Source organism: Quatrionicoccus australiensis (genome assembly GCF_020510525.1).
Classification (GTDB): Bacteria; Pseudomonadota; Gammaproteobacteria; order Burkholderiales; family Rhodocyclaceae; genus Azonexus; species Azonexus australiensis_B.
The window spans coordinates 913,346-925,525 of the sequence record NZ_CP075188.1 but is presented as its reverse complement, the minus strand read 5'-3'; the positions used below and the strand labels follow the sequence as shown (position 1 = coordinate 925,525).

Sequence of the window (12,180 nt, the reverse complement as noted above, 5' to 3'; positions counted from 1 at the left end):
ATTTCAAGCGGCGAAACTTCCTTCGCGAATGAAACGCCGAAGCTAGTGGAACCATCGAACAAGCCCTCTCAAGGAGATCGAAAATGGCACAAATCATCAACACCAACATTGCTTCCCTGAATGCTCAGCGCAATCTGGATTCGTCGCAAAGCTCTCTGAAGACTTCCCTGCAACGCCTGTCCTCCGGCCTGCGCATCAACAGCTCCAAGGACGATGCCGCTGGTCTGGCCATTGCCGAAAAGATGAGCTCGCAATCGCGCGGCATGACCGTTGCCATGCGTAACGCCAATGACGGTATCTCTACTGCTCAAACGGCTGAAGCCGGCCTCGCCACCGTTGCCACCCACCTGCAGCGCATGCGCGAACTGGCCACGCAAGCAGCATCCGGCCAATACGATTCCGCCAACCGTGCAGCACTGGACAAGGAATTCACCGCCCTCGCCAGCGAAATCACCCGCGCTCTTGACGCCACCAACTTCAACGGCACCAAGCTGCTTGATGGCAACTACAGCAGCATCGCCTTCCAGATCGGTTCGACGACGACCAGCGAATCGCAGATTTCCATCACCATCAGCTCGGTTGACGTTTCCTCGCTGACCAGCATCAGTGATGTTGCCTCCGCTACCGCTGCCATGTCCGCTCTGGATACCGCCATTGACACGGTCAGTTCCTCCCGTGCCGACCTCGGCGCCCTCCAGTCCCGCTTTGAAGGCGTGCTGTCGCAACTGTCCTCGGCCAAGGAAAATACCGAAGCCGCCCGCAGCCGCATCATGGATGCCGACTACGCAGTTGAAACCGCCAATCTAAGCCGCTCGCAGATTCTGCAACAGGCTGGTACCGCAATGCTGGCTCAAGCCAACGCGCTGCCGCAGAACGTGCTGTCGCTGCTGCAATAACTCCGGTTACCCGGTTTCCGGGTTAGCTCGAATTATGGGGCGCGTTGGCGGCAAAGCTAACGCGCCTGCTTTCACATCAGGAAGGAGAAGCACATGAGTATCCAGTCCATAGGCAATCGCGCCCCGGCTTTTTCAATGCCGGCAGAAACTCAGGCTGCTACCAAACAAACTCAGGCGGCGCAGAGCGAAACCGCTCAGCCCGCAGTACAGAATGAGTCTTCACCGGAGCAAGTCCAAGACGCCGTGCAGAGCATGAACGATTTTGCTGCCAGCACGCTCAACAGCAGCCTTAATTTCAGTGTCGACCACGACACCGGTAAAACCATCGTTAAAGTGATGGATTCCGAAACGAAAGAAGTCCTGAAGCAGATTCCTTCGGAAGAAATGGTCGCCATCGCCAAAGCTGTTGATAAACTGAAGGGCTTGCTGGTGCATCAAAAGGCGTAAGATGCTGGCGTCTGGCAGTTAGGAGGAAAAAATGGCCACAATTACATCACTCGGCTCCGGCTCAGGGCTGGAGCTCGAGTCTTTGGTATCCAAGTTAATGGGTGCCGAAAGCGTGTCTTTGACCACGCTGCAAAAAAAACAGGCCTCCTACGAAACCAAGATTTCGGCCATGGGTACGCTGCGCAGTTCATTGGCAGCCCTGCAAACAGCCGCAACCGGCATGAAGCCCTCCACGCTGCAAAGCGCCAGCGAGAAATTCGCTTCGTATACGGCCTCGGTCACCAATACCGCTGTCGCATCTGCGACAGCCTCGACAGGCGCAGTTGCCGGCAGTTATTCACTGGAAGTCAGCAAGCTGGCCCAAGGCCAACGCCTGACCGGCGGCGTAGTCGCATCCTCAACGACCAGTATCACGACCAACGGCGGAACACTGACCCTGAGTCTGGGCAGCATGAATGCGTCCACCGGAGACTACGAGCCTGACTCCGCGAGAACTTACAACATTGCACTTGATGCCGGCGCCACGCTTGCCGACTTGCGCGACGCAATCAATGACTCCGGCTCTGGCGTTACGGCAAGCATCATCAATGGCACGAATGGCGCCCAGCTCGTCCTTAACGGCCCCGAGGGGAACAACAATGTCATGCGCCTTGCCAGCAGCGTGACCACGGATCCGGCCCTGGTACAGACAAATGACATTAGCGGCGTCAATTACGATCCGGATGTCAGCGGCAGCCAGGACATGACGCAAAGCCTTGCGGCACTGGACGCCGAGTTCACCCTGAACGGCATTGCAGCAACCAGCCACTCGAACACGGTCACCGGCGTGCTGGAAGGCGTAACGCTGGAACTGGCGAGCACCAATATTGGCTCGGCAACCACGCTGAAGATTACCGAAGAGTCGACAACAAATCTGACCAAGGCACTTGAAGCATTCGTCACTGCCTACAACAGTTCACAAACGACGATGAGCGCGCTCGGCGCCTACGATCCGGAAACCAAGGTGGCAGGAAATCTGCAGGGCAACAGCACCTTGCGTTACGCCATGGGTCAGATTCGTCAAACTGTTTTCAGCGCCACTTCCGGCAACGCATCGTCTTCCTATCAGACCCTTTCCAATATTGGTGTGACGATCAATTCCAGCGGCAAACTGGAAATCGACAGCAGCAAACTGAATGCCGCCATCAAGGCCGACTCGGGCACCGTATCAAATCTTGTTGCCAACGTTGGCGAAGCTTTTGACACCACGCTCACCAATCTCATGGATACCGACGGATCGTTGACCATCGCGACCAAAGGCCTCACCACGACGGTTAATGATCTTGAAAAGCAACAAACCAAACTGCAGGAGCGGCTCGACGCCATCGAAACCCGCTACCGGGCCCAATTTACTGCACTGGACACTCTGGTTGCTTCGCTAAGCAGTACCGGTGACTACCTGACCAGCTTCATTTCCAGCCTTAACTCGAGCAACTAACCCCCATGTTCGGAAGAAACCTAAATCCGGTCGCGGCTTACGCCGACGTAGGGGTTGCTGCCAAGATCAAGTCAGCAACGCCCCACCAATTGATTTTGCTGCTGTTTGAAGGCGCCGCCTCGGCAATCTCGGTTGCCAAGCTGCACATTGAGCGCGGTGAAATAGCGCAAAAAGGCAAGCTGATTTCCCAGGCCATCGACATCATCTCCAACGGCCTCAAGGCCAGCCTGAACATTGAGGCAGGTGGCAAGCTGGCCGAGCAACTGGCAGCGCTTTATGACTACATGGCGCGCCGCCTGCTGTCTGCCAACCTGGAAAACAACATCGCTGCACTTGATGAAGTCAGCACCCTGCTTGACGAGATTCATTCAGCATGGATTGAAATCACCCCGGACAATTCAAATAACTGAGCCATGCAAATAGCCCCCGAACTTGCCAGGCTGGAGCAGACATTCAAGGAAATGCTGCAGGCAGCCAAGTCCGAGAACTGGGCATTGCTGGCCAGCCTTGAGAACGACTCCCGCTCGATGCTGCTCAACATCGGGAAAAGCAATGTTTCCCGATCGTTGCTAAAGACAAGTTTGCAAAGCCTGCTCGACTGCAATCAGGAAATCACTCGCCGGGTAAAAGACCGACGTAGCGACATCGCTTTTTTACTTGATGCATTTGCAGATGCAGGCTCTGGAGCCAATGGATGATTCCGGCTGACATTGCCAGCCATTTGCGGCTGGCTGTTCCGGATCAACCCTCAGCACCTCAGCCGGTCACCCCGGTCAAGAATCTCGGCGATGTACTTTCAGACCTCGTTCCCGGCCAACGCATCATGGCCGAGATCCAGGCCATGTTACCCAATGGTACTTACCGCGCTGTCGTTGCCCAGCGTGACATCACCCTGGCACTGCCTTTCGCCGCAAAGCCAGGGGACAGCCTCGAACTTGAAGTCGTTGAAAACGATGGCAAACTTGCCCTTGCCGTCGTATCAAACAGGACAAGTGGCGCCCAAGCTGGCGGCGCACAAGATTCTGTTGCAACGACCTTGAGCCAGACGGGAAAACTGATCGGCGACTTGCTGGCGGATATTGATGGTCAAGGAAAAAGGGCTGCTCCCGCACCGTTGAACGGAAACCAGCCGCTGGTCGAAAAATTCCCGGCCAGCGCAGCCGATCTCGCGCCGCTCCTGAAAGATGCGTTGAGCAAGAGCGGCGTGTTTTACGAAGCGCATCAGGCACGCTGGGTAGCCGGACAGTTGCCCACCGAGCAACTGTTGCAGGAACCGCAAGGCAAGCACTCTTCGCCAACGGCCTCCCCCAACACCTCGCAAGCCCAACCTGCCAGCAGCGAAAAAAACGCACTCGAATCCAAGGCATCTCCGCTGATCACGACGACACCCAATGACCTGAACACAACCGGCAACAAGCTCCAGGCGGTGGGCATTCCAGCAGACCTTGCGCCGCTGGTTCAACAGCAACTCGAATCTCTGGCGACGCAAACCTTCGCCTGGCAGGGACAAGTCTGGCCGGGCCAACAAATGCACTGGGAAATCGACGAGCAGCGAGAAAATACCACTCGCAGCGACGGGGAAACCGCTGGTCAGTGGCAAACTCGCCTGAAACTGAATCTCCCTCAACTGGGCGGGATTGATGCAACACTAAGCCTTCGCCCTGGCAACGAAGTTGAAATTGCCCTCTCGGCGAGCAGCGGCAATAGTGAAGCAGCCCTCAGCAGCGCAGCCACCCAGCTAAAGCAGCAATTCGAGGCAGCCGGACTGAACCTCATCAGGCTTTCGATCAAACATGGCACGCTCACCGAGTGATAGCGTGCGCGAGGCTATTGCCCTCGCCTACCGGCAGACCGATGCCGCGCCACGGGTTGTCGCCCGCGGCAAGGGGCTGATTGCGGAAGAAATCATCTCGCGCGCACGTGAGCACGGCATTTACGTGCATGAATCCCCCGAACTGGTCGCACTCCTGACCCAGGTGGACATCGACCAAAGTATTCCACCACAACTTTACATGGCAGTAGCCGAACTGCTGGCCTGGCTCTATCGTATCGAGCATGGCGACAAGAGCACTTTGCCACCAATCTGATCGCGGCATTCAGCAAGTATCGCCCGCATGGATTACCATGGACAGAATCAAAACTTTCCCCTATCGGCATGCCAAGCGCCAACGAAGTACAACTCGCCAACCCGGTTTTTGAAATCGACCAGCCGGAAGAGTTCAGCCAGTTCCTGCTGACCAATCCACGCGAAATCGCCTTCTACCTGCAACTGCTGGCCAAGCAACGCAGCATCGTCACCGTATACCTTGATGATGGCCGCCATTTTTTCCTCAGTTCAATTGTAGCGGTCGACCTGTCAGAAAACCTGATTTTGCTCGACCCGTCACACACGGAAGAAAGCAATCTGGCCGCCCTTGCCGCAAGCCGGATAACCTTGGTGGCCACCCTTGACCGCGTCAAGATGCAAGTCCGTCTGAGCAACCTGAAGAAACTGACCTACCAGGGGCAGAATACGCTCAGCTCGAACATGCCGGGACTCTTGCTGCGGTTGCAGCGGCGGGAGTTCTTCCGCCTTGAGCCCCCGCTCTCACATCCCATTCAGTGCAAGCTGGCAACCACAAAATCCGATGGCTCGACCCAGACTTTTGAACTTACCTTGTCAGACATCAGCGGCGGTGGTGTCAGCCTGATTGCTGCGGTTGAACAGGCAGCAAACTTTCCTCGTGACTCCCTGTTTCAGGACTGTCGCCTGGAAATCCCCGGCGAAGGCGTTATTCAGGTCAATCTTCGGGTACGCAAGACCATCGAAATATCAAGCCGCAATGGCGAGCACAGCCTGCGCGTCGGTTGCGAATTTGTTAACCTGAGCGGAACCAAACTGGCATTTATCGAACGCTACATCACCCGTATCGAACGCGAACGCAAAGCCCGCGACACCGGTCTGAGTGATTAAAGACCACCAATGCCGACGCAGCCCTCACCCCCAACAGTACGGCACGGCAGGAATGCGCGACAAAACCCCGGGATATTTGCCCTCTTCAGGCTGCTCCTTTGTTTACCCCTGCCACTCGCCGCCCAGTTTTCAATGGCACAGGGCAGCACGTTTTCGACCACAGTGGGTACCGCCGTCCTGTGTCTGGACGATGTCGAGCCCGGCTTTTTTCGCAACTACATGACGGCGATCAAACCGGCCTATAAACAGGAGCAAGGTGCTTACTGGTTCAAGGCATCAGCGGAAATGTACGGAGCGGCGGTGACCGAGGTATTTGTCAGCGACGAGAGCAGCGCACATCGCTTCATTGGCGTATTGACTTCATTGCCACCGGAGCAACTGGCAGACGCCGTCAACAAGGCAGCCCCGGCCGGTGCCCGATTCAAAAAAGACAACCCTGACGACAAATACTCGACCTACACCTCTCTGAGCGGCTCCGTTATTGCCTTTCAGGGCAAAAACGGAAAAATGTATTGCCGCAGGGACCAAATGCTCAAGTAGCCGCAAAAACAAACGGGGCCGGTTTCCCGACCCCGACAAGTACCAGACGTACTGTTCGCTTGCACGCGCCTGACGCACAGGCACGACAACCTCATCAGACCGACATGTTCATCACGTCCTGATAGGCAGAGACCAGCTTGTTGCGAACCTGCACCATTTCCTGAAATGAAACACTTGCCGTCTGCAGCGCAATCATGACTTCGTGCAGATTCTGGCTGGTATCGCCGGAGGCAAGCTTCTCGCCCATCTGATCAGCCTGTTGTTGAGTCTGATTCACCTTGTCGATGGAGCTTTTCAAAACCTGGGCAAAGTCGGGCGCGCCGGGCGCGGCGGCAGTTTCTGCCGTTTTGCCGGTAGCTTGTGCCGCGGTAGACCGCAACACACTCAACATTTGTTCAATCCCTTGGGTATCCATTCTTCACTCCTCTAGCAACGGGCCATTACAAGCAATTCCCGGGCCTGAATCACCCCTGAAAATAGCCTTCATCCCGATACTGCTGCAACTTGTAGCGCAAAGTCCGCTCGGAAATCCCCAGGCGCTCGATTGCCTGCCGCCTGGAACCACCGACCTCGGCCAGTGTGCGCAGGATATGGTCGCGCTCCAAGTCCTTCATATTATCTGCCCTTTTTTCCAATTCCGGGAGCCCGGAAACATCCCGCGTCGAAACGACAACCGCAGGCGCAACCGGAACTTCGGAGAAAACCCTGGGTACCAGATTGAGGTGCTCGGGGCCAATCAGCGGGCCGCTGGAAAGAATCAGGGCGCGCTGAATAACATTCTCCAGTTCGCGAACATTCCCTGGCCAGTTATGGCTTTGCAGCGCGAGCTCCGCCGGTGCAGACAAGGAAACCCCGGTCCGCCCCAGTCGACCGCCATGCTCGACGACAAAATGCCGGGCAATCGCGACAATATCCTCGCGCCGCTGACGCAGGGCCGGGATTGCGACAGGAAAGACATTCAGGCGATAAAAAAGATCTTCACGGAAAGTGCCTTTGGCGACCGCTTCCGCCATATCGCGATTCGAGGTCGCAATGATCCGGATGTTCAGAGGCACCGGCTTCTTGCCGCCAACCCGCTCGACCTCACGCTCCTGCAACACGCGCAACAACTTGGCCTGCAGGCTCATCGGCATCTCGGTCACTTCGTCGAGCAGCAGGGTTCCATCCTGCGCCTGTTCGAATTTTCCGGCCTGCGCCTGCTGCGCGCCGGTAAAGGCACCCTTCTCATAACCGAACAGCGTCGCCTCAAGCAGGGTATCGGGAATGGCGGCGCAATTGATGGCAACGAACGGCCCGCTCTTGCGTGCCGAATTGCGGTGAATGAAACGGGCAACCACTTCCTTGCCAACACCGGACTCACCGGTCAACAGCACGGTTGCATCGGTTTGTGCGACGCGCTGGGCCATGGCAAACATTTCCCGACTGGCTGCATCGCTGGCGACGACTCCCGGCGACTCGCCAGTATCGGGCAATTCATATTTATTGATATGGGCCAGCAAGGCCTGAGGCTCGAAAGGCTTGAGCAAAAAATCACAGGCTCCGGAACGCATCGCATCAACCGCCTTTTCGACTTCGGCATAGGCCGTCATCAACACCACCGGCAAATGCGGCAAGCGAGCACGAATTTCCTTGAGCAAGGTGATGCCATCCATCGGCATCATCCGCACGTCGCTGACGACAATCGAGAAAGCCTGCTCAGCCAGCACCTTGAGCGCCGCTTCGCCACCGTCGACCGCGACATAGGGACGCCCGGCCAGTTCCAGCGTATCGCCGATCGCCTCGCGCAAACTCGGATCATCCTCGACCACCAGGATCGGCAAACTATGCTCAGCCATTTTCCTCAATTCCGCTCTCTGCCGACCCAAGCGGCAGACTGATGACAAACTCGGCACCATCACCCGGCTCGGAAAAAAGCTCGATGGTGCCACCGTGGGCACGCGCTACACCAAGGGCGATTGCCAGACCCAGCCCGGTTCCCTGGCCCTTGGTCGTAAAAAAAGGTTCAAAAATGCGGGCCTGCGTTTCGCGTGCAATACCCGGACCGCTGTCACGCACGCCAATCGCCAGCAAATCGCCGCTGCGCTTGCCGGACAGGCAAATTTTGCCGCCCGCCGGAGTCGCCTGCATGGCGTTTTCCAGGAGATTGACCAGGCCACCAAACAGGGCTTTGCGGCTGCCGACGATTTTTGCTCCTGCGCAGGCGTCGACCGTAGCGAATTCCAGGCCATGCTCGCGCATCAGCGGTTCAACGGTTTGCGCCGCCTCAAGCAACAAGTCGCTGGCCGGGATGATATCGCGACCAATACTTTCGCCGCGGGCAAAGAGCAAAACATCCTGGATCAGTCGCTCCAACCGTCGCAACTGCCCGCTCGCCTTTTCGGAAAAGCGCGCCCGCGCCTCATCCGGCACGCCAGCCTGCCCGAGGTTCGAGGTGTACAGCAAGGCAGCAGCCAGCGGCGTGCGCAATTGATGCGCCAGCGACGCAGCCATTTCTCCCATCGCGGCCAGACGATGGTTACGCTCAAGCTCCGCCTTCATCCTGTGTGCCGCGGTCACATCATGAATCAGCAGGATCTTGCCGCCGGCCGAAGCCAGTACGCTTTCCGCAATGGATACCCGCCCCTCACCGAGCAGCCACTCACCCACCGTCAGTGTTGGCTCAAGATGCTGGCGAACAACATCCCCCCAGTGCCGCCCGACCATGTCACTCCCGAACATCGCCATGGCAGCCGGGTTGAAGGCAGTGACCACGGCCAGCTGATCGAGCAGGACAACCCCGGCCGGCAAGGCATCGAGCAGCGAGGACAAACGTTCGGAAAGCGCTTCCTTTTCCTGGTACTGGCGGCGCAACTCGCCGTTGGCGATTGCCAGTTCCTCGGTCAACGATGCAACCCGCCCCTGCAAAGCTTCGTAAGCCTGGGTCAATTCGGCCGAAACCTGATTGAACATGGCGAAAGCCCGTTGCAACTCAGCGGCTTTGGTGTCGGAATCGAGAGGAATTGAGGGGGTTTGAGAAATGGGCATCAAAAAAGTTTTGGGGGAATTCTGCGCGGGTAATAGTAGAATATTTCTAGGATAATTTGGCTTCCCAATTGATTCTTCTTCTGTTTCCAAGAATTTTACCCGGGCATTGATGGCAGCAACGACTGAAACGACGGCAGGAACCGCACCGGAAGGCAACCCGGCGGAACGCCTGCGCGAGGCGTTCAACCGGCTCGGCAACCAACAGAAGATCATTTTCATGGTCGCCATCGCGGCCATTGTTGCGGTGATTGTCGGCAGCATCCTGTGGAGCCGCCAGCCAGACTGGAAAGTACTGTTCTCCAATCTGAACGAAAAGGATGGCGGTGCGATCGTTGCCATCCTCGAACAGCAGAATATTCCGCACAAGTTCAACGAAAGCGGCTCCCTGCTGGTATCCGGTGACCGCGTCCATGAAGTCCGCCTGAAACTGGCCACTCAGGGCCTGCCGCGCGGCGGCATGGTCGGCTTCGAGTTGATGGAGAACCAGAAATTCGGCACCAGCCAGTTTGCCGAGCAGGTCAATTATCAGCGTGGCCTGGAAGGCGAACTGGCGCGCACCATCCAGTCGATCAGCGCGGTACAGGCGGCGCGGGTACACCTGGCCATTCCCAAACCGTCGGTTTTCGTCCGTGAAGAACAAAAGCCAACGGCTTCGGTACTGCTGAATCTTTATCCCGGCCGCACACTCGACAATGGCCAGATCGCCGGTATCACCCACCTGATTTCCTCCAGCGTACCGCAACTGCCCAACTCGAACGTCACCGTCATCGACCAGGACGGCAGCCTGCTTTCGCAGCTCAAAAGCAAGTTGACCGAAGCCGGCCTCGACCCGGCCCAGATCAAGTACGTCCGCGAAGTCGAGGACAGCATCATCAAGCGCATCGATGAAATCCTGAAGCCGGTGCTGGGCAGCGAGAACTACAAGGTGCAAGTCGCCGCGGATGTCGATTTCTCGCAAACCGAACAAACGGCCGAAAGCTACCGTCCGAACAACACGCCGGAAAACACCAGCATCCGCAGCCAGCAGAACAACGAAACCGCGAGCGTCAATCAGGCTTCGGGCGGCGTTCCCGGTGCCCTCAGCAACCAGCCCCCCGTACCGGCTACCGCGCCGGTGACCCAGCCCGCGGCTGGCGCCCCCACCGGTCAACCGGCAAAACCGGGCGAAATCCAGGGCAAGGTCGAAGCCGCCGGCGTCACCGCGCCGCTCAATGCCGCCGGACAACCGATCAACACCAGCAAGAACGCGACGATCAATTACGAAGTCGACAAGACCGTGCGTTACACCAAACAGGCCATCGGCAATATCCGCCGCCTGTCGGCTGCCGTTGTCGTCAATCACCGCAAGGATCTTGGCAAGGATGGCAAACCCATCACCAAGGCATTGCCGGAAGCCGAAATGAAGCAGATCAATGACCTGGTCCGCGAAGCGATGGGCTTCTCCAAGGAGCGGGGCGACACGCTGTCGATTGCCAATTCGCCATTCACTTCCAGCGAAAAGACTGAAACGGAACTGCCGATCTGGAAGGATCCGGAGAATATTTCCTACATCAAGGACATCGTCAAATACCTGTTGCTGGCTGGCATCATCGCCTTCCTTTATTTCAAGGTTATTCAGCCCTCGATGAAGGTCATGTTCCCGCCGCCCCCGGGCTCGGAAGAAGGCACCTCGGCCGAAGGCGTGGCCGGTGCAGTCGGCCACATCGCGATCGAAGGCGAAGAGGGCGAAGATCACGTCAAGATCGACCACTATGCCGCCAAGGTCCAGAAGGCAAGAGACTTTGCCCAGGCCGACCCGAAGGCTGTCGCCAACATCATGAAAGACTGGATGGGTGCCAATGGCTAGCCCTGAAGAAGGCCTGGAAAACAGCGCCACTCTGCTCATCGCACTGGGTGAAGACCACGCCGCGGAGGTACTCAAGCACCTCGGCCCGCGCGAAGTGCAAAAGCTCGGTCACGCCATGGCTGCGCTCAAGTCGGTGCCGCGCGCCAAGGTCGAGGCCGTGCTCGACGAGTTCCACAAGGTCGCCGAAGAAAGCGCCGCCGTTCACGTCGATACCGACAATTACATCCGCTCGGTACTGACCAAGGCACTGGGCGACGACAAGGCTTCCAACCTGATTTCGCGCATCCTGCAGGGTGGTGAAACCTCGGGCATCGAAGGTCTGAAGTGGATGGACGCACCGACCGTCGCCGACCTGATCAAGAACGAACACCCGCAGATCATCGCCACCATCCTGGTCCACCTCGAGCACGACCACGCCAGTGAAATCCTCAACCATTTCACCGAGCGCCTGCGCAACGACGTGGTGCTGCGGATCGCCACGCTGGAAGGCATCCAGCCGGCCGCCCTGCGCGAACTGAACGAAGCGATGATGCGCATCCTGTCCGGCTCGGCCAGCGTCAAGCGCACGGCCATGGGCGGCGTACGCACGGTTGCCGAAATCCTCAACTTCATCGGCACCGCCAATGAAACGTCGGTGGTCGATGCGATCCGCGAGTACGACCCCGATCTGGCCCAGAAGATTCTCGACGAAATGTTCGTTTTCGAGAACCTGATGGACATCGACGACCGCTCGATCCAGCTCATCCTGCGCGAAGTCCAGTCCGACTCGCTGATCCTCGCCCTGAAGGGCGCCTCGCCGGATCTGCGCGAGAAGATTTTCAAGAACATGTCGCAACGCGCCGCCGAGATGATGCGCGAAGACCTGGAGTCGAAAGGCCCGGTTCGCCTCTCCGAGGTCGAAGCCGAACAGAAGGAAATTCTCAAGGTGGTTCGCCGCCTCGCCGACGAAGGACAGATCGTCCTCGGTGGCGCCGGCGGGGAACAGATGGTCTGACGA

Annotated in this window: 14 protein-coding genes; 11 read left to right on the top strand and 3 right to left on the bottom strand. The window is 57.7% G+C overall.

What is annotated here, in order from left to right:
* Positions 1 to 83: 83 nt before the first annotated feature.
* The 9 genes from KI612_RS04590 to KI612_RS04550 all read left to right on the top strand — a co-directional run bounded on the left by KI612_RS04590 (position 84) and on the right by KI612_RS04550 (position 6,313).
* Positions 84 to 896 carry a flagellin N-terminal helical domain-containing protein gene (locus KI612_RS04590; protein ID WP_226442652.1) on the top strand — a complete coding sequence of 271 codons (813 nt, stop codon included), beginning with the start codon at positions 84 to 86 and terminating at the stop codon, positions 894 to 896.
* 93 nt (positions 897 to 989) lie between these two features.
* On the top strand, positions 990 to 1,343 hold the full coding sequence (locus KI612_RS04585; protein ID WP_226442651.1) for a flagellar protein FlaG: 354 nt from the start codon (positions 990 to 992) through the stop codon (positions 1,341 to 1,343).
* A gap of 118 nt (positions 1,344 to 1,461) precedes the next feature.
* Complete coding sequence (gene fliD / locus KI612_RS04580; RefSeq protein ID WP_404818076.1) at positions 1,462 to 2,820, top strand: flagellar filament capping protein FliD; 1,359 nt, start codon at positions 1,462 to 1,464, stop codon at positions 2,818 to 2,820.
* A gap of 5 nt (positions 2,821 to 2,825) precedes the next feature.
* Positions 2,826 to 3,230, top strand: coding sequence for a flagellar export chaperone FliS (gene fliS / locus KI612_RS04575; protein WP_226442649.1), 405 nt, complete (start codon positions 2,826 to 2,828; stop codon positions 3,228 to 3,230).
* Between the two features lie 3 nt (positions 3,231 to 3,233).
* Positions 3,234 to 3,518 carry a hypothetical protein gene (locus KI612_RS04570; RefSeq protein WP_226442648.1) on the top strand — a complete coding sequence of 95 codons (285 nt, stop codon included), beginning with the start codon at positions 3,234 to 3,236 and terminating at the stop codon, positions 3,516 to 3,518.
* The gene (fliK, locus tag KI612_RS04565) at positions 3,515 to 4,633 is read left to right on the top strand and encodes a flagellar hook-length control protein FliK (RefSeq protein WP_226442647.1); all 1,119 of its coding nucleotides are present in this window, start codon (positions 3,515 to 3,517) and stop codon (positions 4,631 to 4,633) included. The genes KI612_RS04570 and fliK overlap by 4 nt, the downstream gene beginning before the upstream one ends.
* Complete coding sequence (locus KI612_RS04560; RefSeq protein WP_226442646.1) at positions 4,614 to 4,907, top strand: EscU/YscU/HrcU family type III secretion system export apparatus switch protein; 294 nt, start codon at positions 4,614 to 4,616, stop codon at positions 4,905 to 4,907. The genes fliK and KI612_RS04560 overlap by 20 nt, the downstream gene beginning before the upstream one ends.
* 68 nt (positions 4,908 to 4,975) lie before the next feature.
* The gene (locus KI612_RS04555) at positions 4,976 to 5,773 is read left to right on the top strand and encodes a flagellar brake protein (protein ID WP_226442645.1); all 798 of its coding nucleotides are present in this window, start codon (positions 4,976 to 4,978) and stop codon (positions 5,771 to 5,773) included.
* A 132-nt stretch (positions 5,774 to 5,905) separates the two neighbouring features.
* Positions 5,906 to 6,313: a hypothetical protein gene (locus KI612_RS04550; protein ID WP_226442644.1), complete on the top strand. Its 408-nt coding sequence runs from the start codon at positions 5,906 to 5,908 to the stop codon at positions 6,311 to 6,313.
* 94 nt (positions 6,314 to 6,407) lie between these two features.
* On the opposite strand, the gene fliE is transcribed toward KI612_RS04550, so the two are convergent.
* The 3 genes from fliE to KI612_RS04535 are packed head-to-tail and all read right to left on the bottom strand — an operon-like array spanning position 6,408 to position 9,262.
* On the bottom strand, positions 6,408 to 6,728 hold the full coding sequence (fliE, locus tag KI612_RS04545; RefSeq protein ID WP_226442643.1) for a flagellar hook-basal body complex protein FliE: 321 nt from the start codon (positions 6,726 to 6,728) through the stop codon (positions 6,408 to 6,410).
* Positions 6,729 to 6,777: 49 nt separating this feature from the next.
* Positions 6,778 to 8,148 (bottom strand): sigma-54-dependent transcriptional regulator, encoded by a 1,371-nt coding sequence (locus KI612_RS04540; RefSeq protein WP_226442642.1) that lies wholly within the window; start codon positions 8,146 to 8,148, stop codon positions 6,778 to 6,780.
* Positions 8,141 to 9,262, bottom strand: coding sequence for a sensor histidine kinase (locus KI612_RS04535; RefSeq protein ID WP_226442641.1), 1,122 nt, complete (start codon positions 9,260 to 9,262; stop codon positions 8,141 to 8,143). Before KI612_RS04535 ends, KI612_RS04540 begins: the two co-directional genes overlap by 8 nt.
* Positions 9,263 to 9,446: 184 nt before the next feature.
* On the opposite strand from KI612_RS04535, the gene fliF reads away from it, so the two are divergent.
* Both fliF and fliG read left to right on the top strand, forming a co-directional pair.
* A complete protein-coding gene (gene fliF, locus KI612_RS04530) occupies positions 9,447 to 11,183 on the top strand; it encodes a flagellar basal-body MS-ring/collar protein FliF (protein WP_226442640.1) in 1,737 nt (578 codons plus the stop codon).
* The gene (fliG, locus tag KI612_RS04525; RefSeq protein WP_226442639.1) at positions 11,176 to 12,177 is read left to right on the top strand and encodes a flagellar motor switch protein FliG; all 1,002 of its coding nucleotides are present in this window, start codon (positions 11,176 to 11,178) and stop codon (positions 12,175 to 12,177) included. The genes fliF and fliG overlap by 8 nt, the downstream gene beginning before the upstream one ends.
* The last annotated feature ends 3 nt before the right edge of the window (positions 12,178 to 12,180 follow it).

Excerpts from the sequence above, each read along its gene's own strand:
- fliF (WP_226442640.1), top strand. The coding sequence starts at position 9,447 with ATGGCAGCAACGACTGAAACGACGGCAGGAACCGCACCGGAAGGCAAC.
- KI612_RS04555 (WP_226442645.1), top strand. The coding sequence starts at position 4,976 with ATGCCAAGCGCCAACGAAGTACAACTCGCCAACCCGGTTTTTGAAATC.
- fliK (WP_226442647.1), top strand. The coding sequence starts at position 3,515 with ATGATTCCGGCTGACATTGCCAGCCATTTGCGGCTGGCTGTTCCGGAT.
- fliG (WP_226442639.1), top strand. The coding sequence starts at position 11,176 with ATGGCTAGCCCTGAAGAAGGCCTGGAAAACAGCGCCACTCTGCTCATC.
- KI612_RS04560 (WP_226442646.1), top strand. The coding sequence starts at position 4,614 with ATGGCACGCTCACCGAGTGATAGCGTGCGCGAGGCTATTGCCCTCGCC.
- fliE (WP_226442643.1), bottom strand. The coding sequence starts at position 6,728 with ATGGATACCCAAGGGATTGAACAAATGTTGAGTGTGTTGCGGTCTACC.
- KI612_RS04570 (WP_226442648.1), top strand. The coding sequence starts at position 3,234 with ATGCAAATAGCCCCCGAACTTGCCAGGCTGGAGCAGACATTCAAGGAA.
- fliS (WP_226442649.1), top strand. The coding sequence starts at position 2,826 with ATGTTCGGAAGAAACCTAAATCCGGTCGCGGCTTACGCCGACGTAGGG.
- KI612_RS04550 (WP_226442644.1), top strand. The coding sequence starts at position 5,906 with ATGGCACAGGGCAGCACGTTTTCGACCACAGTGGGTACCGCCGTCCTG.
- KI612_RS04535 (WP_226442641.1), bottom strand. The coding sequence starts at position 9,262 with ATGTTCAATCAGGTTTCGGCCGAATTGACCCAGGCTTACGAAGCTTTG.
- KI612_RS04540 (WP_226442642.1), bottom strand. The coding sequence starts at position 8,148 with ATGGCTGAGCATAGTTTGCCGATCCTGGTGGTCGAGGATGATCCGAGT.
- KI612_RS04585 (WP_226442651.1), top strand. The coding sequence starts at position 990 with ATGAGTATCCAGTCCATAGGCAATCGCGCCCCGGCTTTTTCAATGCCG.
- KI612_RS04590 (WP_226442652.1), top strand. The coding sequence starts at position 84 with ATGGCACAAATCATCAACACCAACATTGCTTCCCTGAATGCTCAGCGC.